The organism is Mesorhizobium sp. BR1-1-13 (genome assembly GCF_020165515.1).
Classification (GTDB): Bacteria; Pseudomonadota; Alphaproteobacteria; order Rhizobiales; family Rhizobiaceae; genus Mesorhizobium.
This window is the reverse complement of the sequence record NZ_JAIUIH010000020.1, coordinates 14,335-30,103: the sequence shown is the minus strand read 5'-3', so window position 1 is coordinate 30,103 and position 15,769 is coordinate 14,335. Positions and strand designations below refer to the sequence as shown.

General features: G+C 64.5%; 14 protein-coding genes. 4 read left to right on the top strand and 10 right to left on the bottom strand.

Features of this window, described 5'->3' with window-relative positions:
- Positions 1-174 precede the first annotated feature (174 nt).
- The 4 genes from LB533_RS29050 to LB533_RS29035 form a co-directional block, all read right to left on the bottom strand.
- Positions 175-2,454: a xanthine dehydrogenase family protein molybdopterin-binding subunit gene (locus LB533_RS29050; protein ID WP_224678795.1), complete on the bottom strand. Its 2,280-nt coding sequence runs from the start codon at positions 2,452-2,454 to the stop codon at positions 175-177.
- A 2-nt stretch (positions 2,455-2,456) separates the two neighbouring features.
- Positions 2,457-3,476 carry an FAD binding domain-containing protein gene (locus LB533_RS29045; protein WP_224678794.1) on the bottom strand — a complete coding sequence of 340 codons (1,020 nt, stop codon included), beginning with the start codon at positions 3,474-3,476 and terminating at the stop codon, positions 2,457-2,459.
- 1 nt (position 3,477) lies between these two features.
- The gene (locus tag LB533_RS29040; protein ID WP_224678793.1) at positions 3,478-4,098 is read right to left on the bottom strand and encodes a (2Fe-2S)-binding protein; all 621 of its coding nucleotides are present in this window, start codon (positions 4,096-4,098) and stop codon (positions 3,478-3,480) included.
- 220 nt (positions 4,099-4,318) lie between these two features.
- Positions 4,319-5,152, bottom strand: a complete 834-nt coding sequence (locus LB533_RS29035; protein WP_224678792.1) for a 3-keto-5-aminohexanoate cleavage protein — start codon at positions 5,150-5,152, stop codon at positions 4,319-4,321.
- Positions 5,153-5,232: 80 nt separating this feature from the next.
- Between LB533_RS29035 and LB533_RS29030 the strand changes: the two genes are divergently transcribed.
- Positions 5,233-6,648, top strand: coding sequence for an amidase (locus tag LB533_RS29030; protein ID WP_224678791.1), 1,416 nt, complete (start codon positions 5,233-5,235; stop codon positions 6,646-6,648).
- A 10-nt stretch (positions 6,649-6,658) separates the two neighbouring features.
- On the opposite strand, the gene LB533_RS29025 is transcribed toward LB533_RS29030, so the two are convergent.
- The 5 genes from LB533_RS29025 to LB533_RS29005 form a co-directional block, all read right to left on the bottom strand.
- Positions 6,659-7,420, bottom strand: a complete 762-nt coding sequence (locus LB533_RS29025) for an ABC transporter ATP-binding protein (RefSeq protein ID WP_224678790.1) — start codon at positions 7,418-7,420, stop codon at positions 6,659-6,661.
- Positions 7,417-8,172, bottom strand: coding sequence for an ABC transporter ATP-binding protein (locus LB533_RS29020; protein ID WP_224678789.1), 756 nt, complete (start codon positions 8,170-8,172; stop codon positions 7,417-7,419). The genes LB533_RS29025 and LB533_RS29020 overlap by 4 nt, the downstream gene beginning before the upstream one ends.
- The gene (locus LB533_RS29015; RefSeq protein ID WP_140642470.1) at positions 8,162-9,142 is read right to left on the bottom strand and encodes a branched-chain amino acid ABC transporter permease; all 981 of its coding nucleotides are present in this window, start codon (positions 9,140-9,142) and stop codon (positions 8,162-8,164) included. The genes LB533_RS29020 and LB533_RS29015 overlap by 11 nt, the downstream gene beginning before the upstream one ends.
- 10 nt (positions 9,143-9,152) lie before the next feature.
- Entirely contained in the window at positions 9,153-10,052 is a 900-nt protein-coding gene (locus LB533_RS29010) for a branched-chain amino acid ABC transporter permease (RefSeq protein ID WP_140642468.1), read from the bottom strand.
- 77 nt (positions 10,053-10,129) lie between these two features.
- Entirely contained in the window at positions 10,130-11,359 is a 1,230-nt protein-coding gene (locus LB533_RS29005; RefSeq protein WP_140642466.1) for an ABC transporter substrate-binding protein, read from the bottom strand.
- 107 nt (positions 11,360-11,466) lie between these two features.
- On the opposite strand from LB533_RS29005, the gene LB533_RS29000 reads away from it, so the two are divergent.
- Together LB533_RS29000 and LB533_RS28995 are read left to right on the top strand one after the other, a co-directional pair.
- Positions 11,467-12,351: a MurR/RpiR family transcriptional regulator gene (locus LB533_RS29000; protein WP_140642464.1), complete on the top strand. Its 885-nt coding sequence runs from the start codon at positions 11,467-11,469 to the stop codon at positions 12,349-12,351.
- Positions 12,348-13,679: an aspartate aminotransferase family protein gene (locus tag LB533_RS28995; RefSeq protein ID WP_140642462.1), complete on the top strand. Its 1,332-nt coding sequence runs from the start codon at positions 12,348-12,350 to the stop codon at positions 13,677-13,679. Before LB533_RS29000 ends, LB533_RS28995 begins: the two co-directional genes overlap by 4 nt.
- A 25-nt stretch (positions 13,680-13,704) precedes the next feature.
- Here the strand turns inward: LB533_RS28995 and LB533_RS28990 are convergent, their stop codons facing one another.
- Positions 13,705-14,730 (bottom strand): substrate-binding domain-containing protein, encoded by a 1,026-nt coding sequence (locus LB533_RS28990; RefSeq protein ID WP_140642460.1) that lies wholly within the window; start codon positions 14,728-14,730, stop codon positions 13,705-13,707.
- Positions 14,731-14,930: 200 nt separating this feature from the next.
- Here LB533_RS28990 and LB533_RS28985 point away from each other — a divergent pair, with 200 nt between their 5' ends.
- Positions 14,931-15,767, top strand: a complete 837-nt coding sequence (locus tag LB533_RS28985) for an inositol monophosphatase family protein (protein WP_140642458.1) — start codon at positions 14,931-14,933, stop codon at positions 15,765-15,767.
- The last annotated feature ends 2 nt before the right edge of the window (positions 15,768-15,769 follow it).

The window sequence follows — 15,769 nt, the reverse complement described above, 5'->3', positions numbered from 1 at the left end:
GCTCTTACGGCCAGTTCCATCCGATGGGCGGGAGGGGTTCCGGCTGTTCCGGATCACCCTGGCACGAACAGTCGGATCTCCTGACGCATCAGCATCCCGATCCGCAAGACAGTGAACTTGGACGGGGATAAATCCGTGCCTGTTGCGGCGGAGCAATCCTCATCGCCCCGGTCTTCAAACGATCAGATCGTCAATTCTGATCGGCAAATCGCGGATCCGCTTGCCTGTCGCGTGGTAGACGGCGCTGGCGACGGCAGCGGCGGTACCGACATTGCCGAGTTCGCCCAGGCCCTTCACACCAGCCGGATTGACCTCATGGTCGATCTCCGGGACCAGTATCACCTCGAGATCCCTGATATCGGCATTCACTGGGACGAGATAATCCTGCAGGTCGCGGTTGACGTAGCGGGCATAGCGCGTGTCGATCTCGGTCGCCTCATGCAGGGCCTGGCCAATGCCCCAGATCATGCCTCCCATCAGCTGGCTGCGCGCGGTGCGCGTGTTCATGATGCGGCCGGCCGCGAACGCCCCGACAATGCGCGGCACACGGATTTCGCGCGTGTAGCTGTTGATGTGCACCTCCACGAATTCAGCCCCGAACGCATATTTCACCGAATCCGCATCGGACTCGCCGCCGTGGAATTCCGACTGGCCGGCATAGAGCTTCTTGAGCGCTTCGGGGGTCGAGCCCTTCGGCGCGAATTCGGCATATTCCTCGATAGCGCCTACCTGCATGGCCTTGAATATATCGGCAGTGCTTGCCGATGCCCCGCCCTTTGTGCGGATCCGCCCCTCGTGGAGGTCCAGCTCCTCATTGTGCGAGCCTGCAAGAGGGCCGCCCTCCGCTACCGCTGCCGCGAACAATTTCGTGCGCACAGCATCACACGCCTTGAGCACGGCCGAACACACGCTGGCAGTGGAGATCGAACCTCCCGATACCGGTGCCGGCGGCAAGGCACTGTCGCCCATCTCGACGGCGACCTTGCCGATGTCGACACCGAGGCGTTCCGCCGCCATCTGGCCGGCAACGGTTCGCACACCGGTGCCGATTTCATGCGAGCCGCACTGCACGCGCACGTCTCCTTCCGCCGTCAGGCGCACGCGGGCCGCGCATGGCGCGGCCGCGGTCGGGTAGACTGCCGTCGCGCATCCCATGCCGACGAGCCAGTCGCCGTCACGCATCGAGCCGACTTTCGCATCCCGTCTCGTCCAGCCGAAAGCATCGGCGGCCTGATCGTAGCATTTCATCAGCGACCGGCTGGAGAACGGCTTGCCGCCGATCGGCTCCTTCTGGGGCTCGTTGATCCGGCGAAATTCGACCGGATCCATGCCGAGCGCGACGGCCATCTCGTCCATGGCGTTCTCGAGCGCATAGACGTAGGGCGTCTCGGGCGGCGAGCGCATATAACCGGGCGTGTTGCGATCTGCCTGAACGAGCGAGACATGCGTCAGCACCGAGCCGTAGGCATACATGCGACCGGTGGCCGAAGTCCCGCCGACGACATAGGGATCGGGCCTGGAGGTCACCTCCCAGCCTTCATGGCCGAAAGCAGTGATGCGGCCGTCCTTGCCGGCGCCGATGCGGATGCGGTGCCGGGTTTCGGCCCGATAGGTCTGGGTGCCGAACGCCTGCATGCGGCTGACCACACAGCGCACCGGCCGGCCAAGCCGCCTGGCGGCCACAGCCACGATGGCCGTTCGCGCCGTCATCGGCCCCTTCGAGCCGAACGCGCCGCCTACGTTAGGGCAGACGATGCGCACATTCGCGGGGTCGAGCCTCAATTGCCGCGCCAACTCGACCTTCCAGCCGGTCACGTTCTGGGAGGGCTCGTAAACGGTCAGCTGGTCGCCTTGCCAAACAGCGGTGGTCGAGAACAACTCTATCGGGTTGTGATGCTGGGTCGGCGTCGAATACCGCGCATCGATCTTCACCGGGGCCGATTCATAAGCGGCATCGAAATCGCCTGCCTTGACGTCCTCCTTGAACAACGGGCTTTTGCCGGCGGCGTCGATGGTCTTTGTCCCCGGCATGTCGAAACTGGCAGTCGGTTTTTCCTCGGCATAGTCCGCACGGATCCTTTGCGCCGCCTCCTCGGCCGCTTCGAAGGTCTCCGCGACCACCAGCGCAATGATCTGACCGTCATGGAAGATCGCCTTGTCATGCAGCGGCCCGATAGAACTCGCGCCGGTGTTTCCGAATTTCGGCGTCTCGACCTTGTCGAGGTCGCCATAAGTGACGATGTCGAGGACGCCGGGCACCGAGCGCGCGTCGTCCAGGTAAAGCCTGGCGACCTTGCCCTTGGCGATGCTGCTCGTCGCGAGCACGGCATGCGCGATGTTGGCGGCCGGGAGATCCGCCGCATATTCGGCCTGACCGGTCACTTTCAGCCGCGCATCGATACGCGGCAGCGGCTGTCCCATATTTTCCTTCGGCTGTGGAGCGGCGACGTTCATGATCACACCTTCATGTCACGGGTTTCGAGCAGCCCCCTGATCAAGGTTCGCTTGCCGAGTTCTATCTTGAATGCGTTGTGCCGACGCGGCTGGGCCTCGGCGAACGCGGCTTCGGCCGCCTCGGCCGCCGCTGCCTCGTTGAGCACCTTGCCGCGCAGGATCTCCTCCGCCGCTCTTGCCCGCCAGGGTACGGTCGCCACGCCGCCAAGCGCGATGCGCGCCTCGTTCACGGTCTCGCCGTCGAGGTCGAGGGCGACCGCGGCCGATGCAAGGGCGAACGCGTAGGATTGCCGATCGCGGATCTTGAGATAGCGCGAGCGCCTGGTCCATGCGCCGGCGGGCACCTCTATGGCGGTGACGATCTCGTCGGGTGCCAGGTCAGTCTCGATGTGAGGGCTGTCTCCTGGCAGGCGATGCAGGCTGGCAAACGGAATCTTTCGCCGCCCGCTATGCCCCTGTACATGAACCGTGGCGTCAAGCGCGATCAGGGCCTGGGCAAAATCACCGTGATAGGTGGCGATGCAGTTCTCACTGGTCCCCAGCACGGCATGCTGGCGGTTGAACCCGTCCATCGCGGCGCAGCCCGAGCCTGGCTCGCGCTTGTTGCATGGCCATGAGGTTTCGCGGAAATATTCGCAGCGGGTCCGCTGCAGGATGTTGCCGGCAAGACTTGCCATGTTGCGCAGCTGGCCGCTTGCCGCCAGTTGCAGGCTTTCCGCGATCACCGGATACCGACGCTTGATCTCGGCATTCTCGGCCGCGTCGCCCATCCGCACAAGAGCGCCAAGGCGTAGACCCTCACCACCGGTCTCGATACGCCGCAGTGCCGGTTCGGAGAGACCGTTCAGATCGAGCAAGCGTTCCGGCCGGGCGACGCCGAGTTTCATATAATCGGCGAGATTGGTGCCGCCGGCGATGAACTGCGCGGGGGCTTGCGTCGGCGGATGCCTGGTGGCCGAGCGCGATGCGACGGCGACCGCCGCGGAGAGGCTGGCGGGCCTCTCATAGACGAAAGGATGCATCTCAGGCTCTCCTGATCTGGTCGCGGGCCTGGACGATTGCCGCGACGATGTTCGGGTATGCCGCGCATCGGCAAAGGTTGCCGCTCATATATTCGCGAATGTCGTCCTCTGAACCGGCATGTCCCTCGTCGACGCAGCCGATCGCGGACATGATCTGGCCGGGCGTGCAATAGCCGCACTGGAACGCGTCGTGATCGATGAAGGCCTGCTGCATCGGATGCAGGCCGCCATCCGTCGACGCCAAGCCTTCGACGGTGGTTACCGCCTTGCCTTCATTCATCACCGCGAAGCTGAGGCAGGAGAGCACGCGATGACCATCGACGAGCACCGTACAGGCACCGCATTGGCCATGGTCGCAGCCTTTCTTCGTGCCCGTCAGGCCGACATGGTCGCGCAAGGCGTCGAGCAGGCTGGTTCGGCTGTCGAGCGCCAGATTGTACGGCTGCTTGTTGATGGTGAGTGTCGTCATGACAGGCTCGTTTGGCTTGGCGGCAGCAGACGCTGGCTCCTCGGACCTGGCGGTCGAGGCCAGAAGCGGAGTCACCGCAGCTGCGGAAACGGTCGCGGTCATGAAGCTTCGTCTGCTGAGACCGGAGGAGTTTGGGGGAACATGCTCGGACATCGCTGGCTCCGTTGCTGGCTACGTCGCGACCAAACCCCTCATTGGAGCCATTGTTCCGGGCCATCCGCGATAAAACGCAAAAGGAAGACGGCTCGCAAGGCAAGCCGCCCGGTTTGGATGCAGGATCGGAGCGCTCCGTTCGAGACCGTCCCGTCCTTCCCTGGCGAATTTGCAGAACTCTCGGCGTGCGGCCGATCCCCCTACCAAGGCGCGCGGGCCGTCACTGCTGGCGGGCAATTCCGAGAATATCAAGCGCCTGCGCGGCAGAAGCTATCGGGCGTCCCGTGCGACCGGCGGCTTCGACGATTGCCGCGACCCGTTCGGCATTGTCGCGGGCGAGGCTGCCATCGGCGTGCCAGAGAGAGTTCTCGAAGCCGACCCGCACGTGCCCTCCCGCCGCGATCGCCGCCGTCAGCGCCAAGGTCTCGCCCCGTCCGAAGGCGCAGACCGACCATACGGCGCCTTCAAGACCATGCGCGTCGAGCCCTTCAAGGAAGACATCGAGGTCTTCGGGCCGGCTTTCCTGATCGGTGGCATAGCGCCCAAGGACGAACAGCAGCCGTGGGCTTGTGGGCTCCGTCAGAATGCCTCGCCGCCGCAGATCGATGAAACGGTCGAGATCGGCTCGATCATAGAGAATGTGCTGGACCGAGATGCCTTCCCGGCCGGCCCATGCGAAGAAGCGGGCCGGCTCCGCCTCGCCATCGCTGACTATCTCACGCAAGCCGATCGAGACGGAAACCGGATGAAGCGCCCGAACAAGATCCATCTGTTCGCGTGGCGAATAGAGCCCGACCGCTTCGGTCGTGATCTGGATCGCCATGACGCCCTGCGTCCGCTCCCGGATCGCCGCGATGGCATCCCGGTAAAGCGCGGCGTCAAGCGTGTGCCGGCCTGAAGCATCGCGGACATGCACATGGATGGCGGCGGCGCCGGCAACGAGACACTGCCTCGCCGTTTCGGCAAGTTCGTCGGCGGTCATCGGCAGTCCCGGATGATCGGCCTTCGTTCTGCGCGCTCCGTTCGGCGCAACCATGATCAGCAACGGCTTCAATTTCATCTCCAGGCCCAATTGGCTCTCCCGCAAGCTGGTTTTCCATGCTTCATTTCACCGACTCGCACAGGTAGGACAGCATGAACGCCACCGCCCAAGGGATTTCCGCCTTCGCCACCGCCGCCGAACTCGGCCGCGCGCTCGCGGACGGCAGCACATCTTCGACCGAAATCGTCCGGCGCGCACTGGATCGTGTCGGCGTTCATGACAATTCGCTGCATGCGTTCGTCCGGCTGTTTCCCGAAGCTGCGCTCCAAGCCGCCGATGAAGCCGACGAGCGTCGCCGTCGAGGCGCCTCGAAAGGGCCGCTGGACGGTATCCCTTTCGCGGCCAAGGACCTGCTTGACGTCGAAGGCTATCCGACCCTGGCTGGTTCGAAAGCGCTGACTGGCGAACCCGCAACCGCCACGGCAACGGCAATCGAACGCCTTGTCGCGGCCGGGATGATCCTGCTGGGCAAGGTCCACACCGTGGAATTTGCTTTCGGCAGTTGGGGGACCAACCCGGTCGCCGGTACGCCCCTGAACCCGCGTGACAGCGCCACCCCGCGCGCGCCGGGCGGATCGTCGAGCGGTTCGGGTGTGGCCGTCGCCGCCGGACTGGTGCCGGTTGCGCTCGGCACCGACACTACGGGCTCCATCCGCAATCCGTCTGCCATGTGCGGTATCGTGGGCCTGAAGACGTCCTTCGGCCTTGTCGGGCGCGGCGGCTTGCTGCCGCTTGCCATGTCCTTCGACAGCATCGGTCCCATGGCCCGGTCGGTGGAGGATGCAGCCCTTCTGCTGGCCGCGCTCGAGGGTCCCGATCCCGGCGATCCGGCCACCTTTGGCGTGGCGCCGACCTCGCCGCTCGACGGGCTCGAGCGGAGCATATCGGGCGTTCGCCTGCGCATCCCCTCGGCCGCGGACCTTGCCGGTGTAGACCCCGGCATACTGGGCCGCTTCGACTCCACCGTCGCCGAACTGGAGGCGCTCGGTGCCAATGTCGATCGGATGCCGATGCCGCAATCTTACGACACCTACAAGGCCCTGGCCGGCGACATCATGGCCGTCGAAGCCTGGCATCATCTCGGCCGTTACGTGGAACCCGCGGACAGCATCGTCGGCACGGCGATCCGCATGCGGGTTCTCAAGGGCAGGGAAATCGGCCTTGCGGCTTATCACGAGTTGATTGCAAGGCGCCGGGCCGCGCAGATCGGGTTTCATCGCGATCTCGAGGGCGCCGATGCGTTCCTGACGCCGACGGCGCCGATTACCGCGCCGCCATTGTCCGACATCGATGAGACGACGACCCCGCTTGGGACGTTTACCCGCATGGTGAACCTCCTCGACATGGCGGCGCTCAGCGTCCCCATCGGTCTCGTCGATGGTCTGCCCGCAGGATTGCAGATCGCGGTTCGCCGCTTCCAGGATCCGCTGGCGCTGAGGATCGGGCGGGCGCTCGAGATCCGGCGCGGCGGCCTGTTCGAACAGCCGCCGGGCTACGCCACGCCGTGAGCTGCCCTGTTCATTCACCGCTCGCATACAGCCAACGTGCGACAAGAGCGTCGGTGTCGGCACCGAAATCCGCGCGTGCGCCTTCGGAAAAAACCGTGCCGTTCTTGACCACATAGACGTAGTCGGTGATGGCAAGCGCTGCGCGAATATCCTGGTCGACCAGCAGCACCGCCTTGCCGAGTTCGCGGGCAAGATCGCGGACGATATCGTAGATCGTCTCGCTGGTCTGCGGATCGACCCCGGCGGTCGGTTCGTCGATCAGATAGACCGACGGATCGGCCATCAGGCTGCGCGCGATCTCGACCTGCCGCTGCTGCCCTCCCGAGAGCTGGCCGGCAGGCTGCGCGCGTTTCTCGCGAACGACGGGAAATCGCTCATAGACATGTTCCAGTTTCTCGGTCAGCACCGTCTTCTTCGGCCTTGCATGCCAGAGACCGAGTTTCAGGTTCGATTCGACCGAGAGATGAGGAAAGAGGCTCGGCCGCTGCGGTAGGTAGGCCAGGCCAAGGCCCAGCATCCGGAAGGGCGGGTTTCCGGTGATGTCCACGTCTCGCAGAAGCACCCGGCCGGCACTCGGTTTCAGAAAGCCGAACAACGCCTTGAGAAGCGTCGACTTGCCGGTGCCGTTCGGCCCGACCACACAGGAAATGCGGCCAGGCCAGGCCCTGACCGAAACGTCGCGCAATATGTCAATGTCGCGCGTATAGCCAGCGACAAGGTTCTCGCAGGCGACCAGCGGCGGACTCGATGCCAGGGCAGCGGATTCCATCATTGTGCTTCCCGATGCGTTCCGCGGGATCCCGTATAGGCGTGCACGACCTCGGGATTGCGCAGCACCTCGGCGACCGCGCCGTCGGCGATCTTGCGCCCCCGCGCCATAACCATGACGCGCGTTACGACCGACTGGATGGCCTCGAGGTTGTGATCGACAACGACAATGGTGTGACCGTCGCGATTGAGGCTCCTTATGTGCTCGATGATCTCCTCCAGCAGGCGCGGGTGGACGCCGGCGAAGGGCTCGTCCAGAAGCAGCAATCTCGGTTTGAGCATCAGCGCCCGGCCGAGTTCCAGCAGCTTCTGCTGGCCCCCCGAAAGCGCTCTTGCATAGCTGTCGGCGAGATGATCGAGCCTCAGGAAAGCAAGAACCCCACGGGCGCGCTCCTCTGCCGCGGCGCGCCGTTCAGCCGGGTCGGAAAGCGCCGGCACAATCAGGTTTTCCAGCACGGTCATGCGGCGGAACAGGCGGGGAACCTGAAAAGTGCGGGCAACACCGCGGCGCGCGAAAAGATTAGCCGGCGAGCGCGCCATGTCGGTGCCCTCGACGAGGATGGCACCGCCGTCGGGTTTGAGCGCGCCGGTCACCATGTTGATGGTGGTCGTCTTTCCCGAGCCGTTGGGACCGATCAACCCGACAATTTCGCCGCGGGCCAAGGCAAAGGATAGGCCTTCGACGGCATGGATGCCGCCGAAATGCTTGGCAAGACCACTGACCGAGAAAAAACTGGTGTCCCTCTCAACCGGCATGGGGTTCCTCGGTGGTAGCGGCAGGAACAGGCGCTTGTTCCCGCGGCCGTGCGCGGAAACGCGCCCAGTTTTCGACCATCGGATACAGGCCGTTCTGCGCGAAGCGTTGCACCAGGATAAGCGCCAGACCCATCAGCACGAAACGCCATTCGCCGTAGGACCGCAGCGTCTCGGAAAGCAGGAAAACGACGACTGCGCCGACCACGGCGCCGGGCAGGCTTTCGATACCGCCGATCACCGCCATCGCGATGACCAGACCCATCTCCGGAAGGATAGCCATGTTGGGCGTCAGGATGCCGATGAAGTGGCCGTAATAAATGCCGGCTATCGCCGCGATCACGCTGGTCACCACGAAGACGAGGATCTTGTAGCGCGTGGTATCGACCCCGCTGGCGCGCGCGGCGCCCTCGTCTTCCCGGATGGCACGCAGAAAAAGACCGACGCGGGTCGCCAATAAGGCGTTCATTCCCAATACCGCCAGGACGACGAGCGCAAGGCCGAGATAATAATAGGGCAGGTCCGATCGACCGGAAAAGAGGCCTGGTACCGGCAAGCCCAGCATGCCGCGTGTGATGTCTTCCTCCGCGACCAGCACGAGGCGGAAGATTTCCGAAATGGCAAGCGTGAAGAGGGCCAGATAAGGCCCGGAAAGCCTCAGCACGAGCGCGCCGATCAGGGCGCCCGCCACGACGGCAAGAGCGATGGCGGCAAGAATGGCGAGCGGCAGGGGCATGCCGATCTGACCAACGAACAAGGCCGAGGCATATCCGCCCAGCGCGGCAAAAGCCACATGGGCGAAGGAGAACTGACCGGCGAACCCGGCAAGCAGCGCCCAGCTCGCGGCAAGCAGCGCATAGTACCAGGCGATGGCGCCGACGTGGGTCCAGTACGGCCCGACGCCGAGCGGCACCAGCAACGCCACCACGAACAGAATCGCCTGGGCCGATTGCGAGAATGTTGGACGGATCATTGCCGTGATCCTATTCCAGCCGCAGATGCGAGCGGCCGAACAAGCCGGTCGGCCGGAAGAGCAACGCAATGACGAGCAGCAGCGCTCCGAACGCCTGCGTATAGGCAAGCGCGCGATTGGGGTCCGGCAGATAGCCGACACCCAGCCCTTGCACCAGGCCGAGCAGGATGCCGCCGGTAATGCTTCCGCCGACGGAACCCATGCCGCCGAGGACGATGATGATGAAGGCCTGCACGGCAGGCAACTCACCCATCGAAGGCGACAGGGCGAAGATCGGCGCGATCAACGCCCCTGCCCCGCCAGCAAGTGCCGAGCCGATGCCGAAGGCGATGGTGTACATGCGGCGCGGATCGATACCGATGACCGCGGCGGATTCGCGGCTCTGGCTCACCGCATCGAGCGCCTGGCCGAGCGAGGTGCGCTTCAGGAAAAACGTCAGACCGACAAGCAGGACGACGGCAGCGACCGCAGCGATCAGCCGGTCGTAAGGCAGGATCAACGGACCGAGGATCAGCGCTCCCGTCATAAAGGACGGCGGCGCCTTGGCGAATGGGCCGAAGACGACGAGGCCGAGATTGGTGATCAGAATGGTGAGACCGAACGTGACGATAATGGCGTATTCGTCCTTGCGCTCGACCTTGTCGGTATACATCGGCGCTATGACGAGCCTCTCGAAGAGCACGCCGAAGATGAACAGGGCCACCATCGCGCCGGCGACACCGACAAGCGGCGGCGCATGGAACCAGCCAATGATGTAGTAGGACGCATAGCCGCCCAGCATATAGAGCGATCCGTGGCCGAAATTGACGACCTTCAGCACCGAGAAGACCAAAGTGAGCCCCGCCGCCGTCAGCGCGAAAATGAGGCCGATGACCAGGCCGTTGACGGCCAGGAGGAGGAAATAGCTCATGGGTTCACATCACCTCGTTGTCGGCCGCCTGTCCAGCGAAGCGGCCGCCGGCGGCCATGGAGCCGCCGGCGTGCCGTTCATTTGCCGGGCATGACCTTGTCGGTGGTGGCCCACTTCTTCGGATAGACGATCGCAGCGTCCTCCGGCGCCTGGTTCACGGCCGTGTATTGAATGATCGTGAACGGCACGTCGACGAACTGATGGAAAGCCCAGTCGGGCGATTTGGTGGTCGGGAAGGTGTAGGTGGCGTTCACCCCTTCATATTTGATCTCTTCCAGTGCCTTCACGATCGCCGCGCGGTCGGCCGAGCCTGCCTTCTTGATCGCCTCGACGACGACACCGAACGTGTCATAGGCCTCCATGGCCACGCCGGTCGGTGCCCTGTTGTAGCGTTCTGTGAACGCCTTCACGAATGCCTTGGCCTTGTCGTTCCATTGCGACTTGGGCTGCGCGACGTTGACGATGAGAAGATTGTTGGCGCATTCGCCGTCGACTTCCCACACTTCCTTTTGCAGCAGACCCGAGGAGCCGATGAGGGCCGTGTCGGCGGTCGGTGCGAGGCCGAGCTGGCAGGCCTGCTTGACGAGCTGGTATTGTGCCTGTCCGGCGATTACCATCTGGATCGCATCGGGCCTCGGGCTCTGGTTCATCAGGCGCAGCAGCGCGGGCGTGAAATCCTGCTGGTTGAGGTCGATCGTCGCCAGCGTATAGGGGACGTTCTTGGCCTTCAGCTCATCGGCGATGACCTTGGCCCCGCCTTGGCCGAAATCCGTGTTTTCGGCGATGATGGCGATGTTCTTGAAACCTTGCTCGACCGTCCAGTCGGCTGCCTTGACGTAAACGAGCGAGTTGGCCGGAGCGAGACGATAGACTTCCGGATACTGCTTGGCCGTGATGGCATCCGCCCATACATCGGTACCGACCCAGGCGACGCCGTATTTGTGCGCCTCCTCGATTTCGGCGAGAGCGACCGAGGAATGGAATTCGCCGAAGATCGCGGCGACGTTGTCCTTGGTGATGAGCCGAACCGCTGCCGCGCTGCCGTCGGCCGGCTGCCCTTTGGTGTCCTCGTAACTCACCTTCAGCTGACGGCCGAGAACGCCGCCGGCCTTGTTGACCTCGTCAACGCCGAGCTGCACCGCCCATTGCATCTCCTGGCCGCCGGAATAATTGCCGGGCGGCGACAGCGGGCCCACCCAACCCAGCGCGATCGGATCCTCGGCCAGAGCCGGTGCGGCAGCGAACGGCAAGGAAGCCAGCGCGAGTGCCGCCAGCGCTCCCAAATGACTGGATATGGTCTGTTTCATGCGAATTTCCCCTGTTCTTGTTTTCTGATTGAATGAAACACTACGCTCATTTCTGGCAGATTGAAATATTCATTGCAGCTCGTCAACGGTCGGCGTAAATTCGCCCCATGTTGGAACCCGCCTTCCGCTCGCGCCTGCTCGAGAGTTTCGAGACGATGCCGCGCCAGCTTCGCGCGGCGGCGCAATGGGTGCTCGACAATCCGCGTGACGTTGCCCTCCTGTCGATGCGCGTCCAGGCGCAGCGCGCCGGGGTGACCCCGGCATCGATGACGCGGCTTGCACAGCGCATGGGCTTCGACGGCTACGATAGTCTGCGCGACCTCTACGCCGAGCAACTTCGCCGCGGCGAGAAGGAGTTTTTGGGCAAGGCCGAAGCCTTGATGGCGCGGCGCAAGCGCGGAGGAGACGGCGCGCTGGCCTTCGAGCTGGCCGAAACGCTCGAGCGCCATATGGCGAAGCTTTGCGATCCGGCGACGCTGGAGGCGGTGACCCGGGCGGCCGCGGTGCTGGCAGGCGCCAAGCGCATCTATGCGCTGGGCTATCGGTCGAGCTACCCCGTCGCTTGCCATTTCGCCTACGTCTATGGTCTCGCCGGGGGCGCGGTGCGTCTGCTTGACGGGGTCGGCGGAACCGGACCTGATCCTTTGTGGGAAGCTGGAGCGGGCGACGTGCTTTTGGCGATCAGCGTCAAGCCCTATACGCGCGCCGCCGTCGAACTCGTCGATTATGCACGCAGCCGTGCGCTCGAAATCGTGGCGATTACCGACAGCGTCGTCTCTCCGCTCGTTAACCGGGCGGGCGCCGTCATCATCGTGCCGACCGAGAGCCCGTCGTTTTTCCACACCATGGCGCCGGCCTTTGCCATCGCCGAAACGCTGGCCGCGATCCTGGCCGCCGCCGCCGGCGATCGCGCGCTGGCCGCCATGCGCGACGTCGAACGTCAGTTCGATACCCTTTCCACCCATATCTACGAAACCAGGCAACGGTCATGACGCATATCCTCCATCGCCAGATCCACCACGATTATCCCGTTGCCGTCAGCGGCGATGGCGTCACCGTCATCGACAGCAAGGGACGCCGCTATATCGACGCCTCCGGCGGCGCGGCCGTCTCATGCCTTGGCCATCAGCATCCGGCTGTTCTTGCCGCGATGCATGCCGAACTCGACCGGCTCGCCTATGCGCATAGCAGCTTCTTCACCACCCGGCCGGCGGAGGAACTGGCGGACGAACTTGCCGCTCACGCGCCGGGCGATCTTCATCACGTCTATTTCGTCTCCGGTGGATCGGAAGGCATCGAGACCGCCCTGAAGATGGCGCGGCAATATTTCGTCGAGCGCGGCGAGCCGCAGCGCCGCCGCTTCGTGGCCCGTCAGCAGAGCTATCACGGCAATACGCTGGGCGCGCTTTCGGTGGGAGGCAACGCCTGGCGCAAAGCGCCGTTCGAGCCCATGCTGATCGAAAACCATCATGTCGAACCATGCTATGCCTATCGGCATCAGCGGCCGGATGAAGGCAGCGAGGCCTACGGCCTGCGCGCCGCCGATGCGCTTGAAACGAAGCTGCAGGAACTCGGGCCGGAAACGGTCATCGCCTTTGTCGCAGAGACCGTGGTTGGAGCGACCCTCGGCGCCGTGCCACCCGCACCCGGTTATTTCAGGCGCATCCGCGAGATTTGCGATCGCCACGGTGTGCTGCTCATCCTCGACGAAGTCATGTGCGGCATGGGTCGCACCGGAACACTGCATGCCTGCGAGCAGGAAGGCATCGCTCCCGACATCATGGTGGTCGCCAAAGGGCTCGGCGGCGGCTACGCCCCGCTCGGGGCGGTGCTGGCGTCCGAGCGGATATTCGATGCCTTTTCGCAAGGCAGCGATTTCCAGCACGGTCACACCTATATCGGTCATCCACTCACCTGCGCGGCCGGCCTCGCCGTCCAGCGGGTCATCGAGCGTGATGGTCTGCTTGCCAATGTCGCGGCACGAGGCACCACGCTCGAACGGCGGCTGCGCGAGCGCTTCGGCAACCATCACCATGTCGGAGACATTCGCGGGCGCGGCCTCTTCCAGGGCATCGAACTTGTCGCGGATCGCTCGGCCAAGGCCCCGTTCGATCCGCGCCTGAAGGTCCATGCCCGGATAAAATCGGAAGCGATGCAGCGGGGGTTGATGGTTTATCCCATGGGCGGCACCGTCGATGGGCGGGCTGGCGATCACGTCCTGCTCGCACCGCCATTCATCGTCGACGATGGCACGGTCGACATCATCGTCGACCGTTTGGGCGACGCCGTCGATGCCGCTATCGGCAGCATTGCCATCTAGCGCACGAGACGCTCACCGACCGGCATCAGACCCGACCCGGCCTCACAGTGCCGCGCCAGACCATCGGCGCGTGGCAGGTCAGGCGGCTGCCGGCGCCGGCTTCCTCGCGCGACCCGGCGGCCAGTCGCACGGCGTGCGTAGCAATCTCCTCAATCGGCGGCGCAAAGGTCGTCAGCCGGTAGGAAGCCCATTCCGCCTGCTCGATGTCGTCGAAGCCGGCGACGCAGAGATCGCGCGGGACATCGACGCCGAACTCGTGGCGCGCCGCGTCCAAAAAACCGCAGGCGATCAGGTCGGTCACGCAGAATGCCGCATCCGGTCGCTGCCGGCCCGACAGCAGGCGCCTTGCGCCTTCTGCCCCAGTCGCATAACCCGTGCGACCCTCGCGCCACTGGATTACCTCCAGCCCTTCCTTGCGCGCCGCGGCAAGAAACGCCGTCTCGCGCGCCACCAGACTGGGCGTGCCGGCTGCCGACGTCACCAGGGCAGGCCTGGTGCAACCGGCACGAAGAAAGGCGTGAAGTGCCGCCTCGGCGGCGGCGGCGTTGTCCACGCCGATGTTATGCGGTCCGTCGAACCGGTCGTCGCGATTGATCAGGATCAGGCGCTGCCCGTTCTCGAGGCAGGTTCGGATCAGCTCCTGCGGCGGCGTGCCGGACAGCACGATCGTCGCATCGGCACGGTAGTTCAGCGTGTTGCGCAGCGCCTGGTCGACATGGTGGCTGGGGCCCGACGTGTTGAATACCATGGCCACTTTGCCGGCATCCCTCAAATGCTGTGTCAGCGCCCGCAGGATACGGGCCTGATAGGGCGTGTCGCCATCGGCGACGACAAGGCAGACGATGCCCGTCGATGCCCGCATCAGGCCGCGCGCCAGATGGTTGACGTGATAGCCGAGCTGCTCGGCTGCCAGCAGCACCCGCTCGCGGGTTTCTTCCGAAACGCTGGCGCCGGGCGTGAAGGTGCGTGACACGGCCGAGCGCGAAACGCCGGCAAGCTCCGCGACCTGCTGGGCACTGGAAAAGCCAATACGGCCTCTCGGTGTCGTCATGCAAACTCCCACTGGCGTTCGCCGATTCTTTGCACGCACGTGCAGCATAGCGCAAGCCGGTCACAGGCGTCACCGCTGCCCTTGACACACATGTGTAAATGAAACAGCTTTGCACAGCCGTGCATGAAACCGGCGCCGGAGGCTACCTTGCCCATTTCTTCGCAGACCGCATCGGAGCTGCCATTGCCTGGACGAACAGCATGAACAGCGTAGCGGTGCAGTCGAAAGCGAGCCGGATGTCCGAAGCCGAACTCGACAGGCGCGCCGATGTTTGCCGGCAACTGCTCCTGTCGTCGGGAAACATGGCGATGCAGGGCTACAGCCAAATCGACGCCGCGCAGCCTGTGGAGATGAAGGGGCCGCAGGATTTCCTGACCGAGACCGACGGCAAGGTCGAGCATCACATCCGCACGACATTGGCCGCGGCCTTTCCGGAGGACGGGTTTTTGGGCGAGGAAACCGGCGGCAGCGGCGGCTCTGATCGAATGTGGGTCGTCGACCCGATCGACGGCACGGCGAATTTCATGCGCGGCATTCCGCATTTCTGCGTTTCGATCGCCTTCGTCCAGGACGGCCGCAGCGAGATCGGCGGCATCGCCAATCCGGCCATTGGGGAGGTCTATTTTGCCCGCCGCGGGCACGGTGCGACACGCAACGGCACGGCGATCCATGTTTCGCGCACCCAGGCCTTCGACCGCGCCTCCGTGGAGTTCGGCTGGTCGCCGCGGATTCCCAACCGCGACTACCTGGACAAGGTGGCCCTGGTCTGGTCCCTGGGCGCCAATGTGCGCCGCTCCGGTTCGGGGGCGCTGGGCCTTGCCTATGTGGCCGACGGCCGCTCGGATGCCTATGCCGAGCTTCATATCAATGCATGGGACTGCCTGGCCGGATTGCTGCTGGTCGAGGAAGCAGGCGGGCGCGTCAACCGCTTTCTCGACGGCGACGGCATGGCGAAGGGCAATCCGGTGCTTGCTGCGGCGCCGGGCGTGGCGGCGAGATTGTCCCAGGTGATCGGAGTGCCGCTCGACGACGAATAATC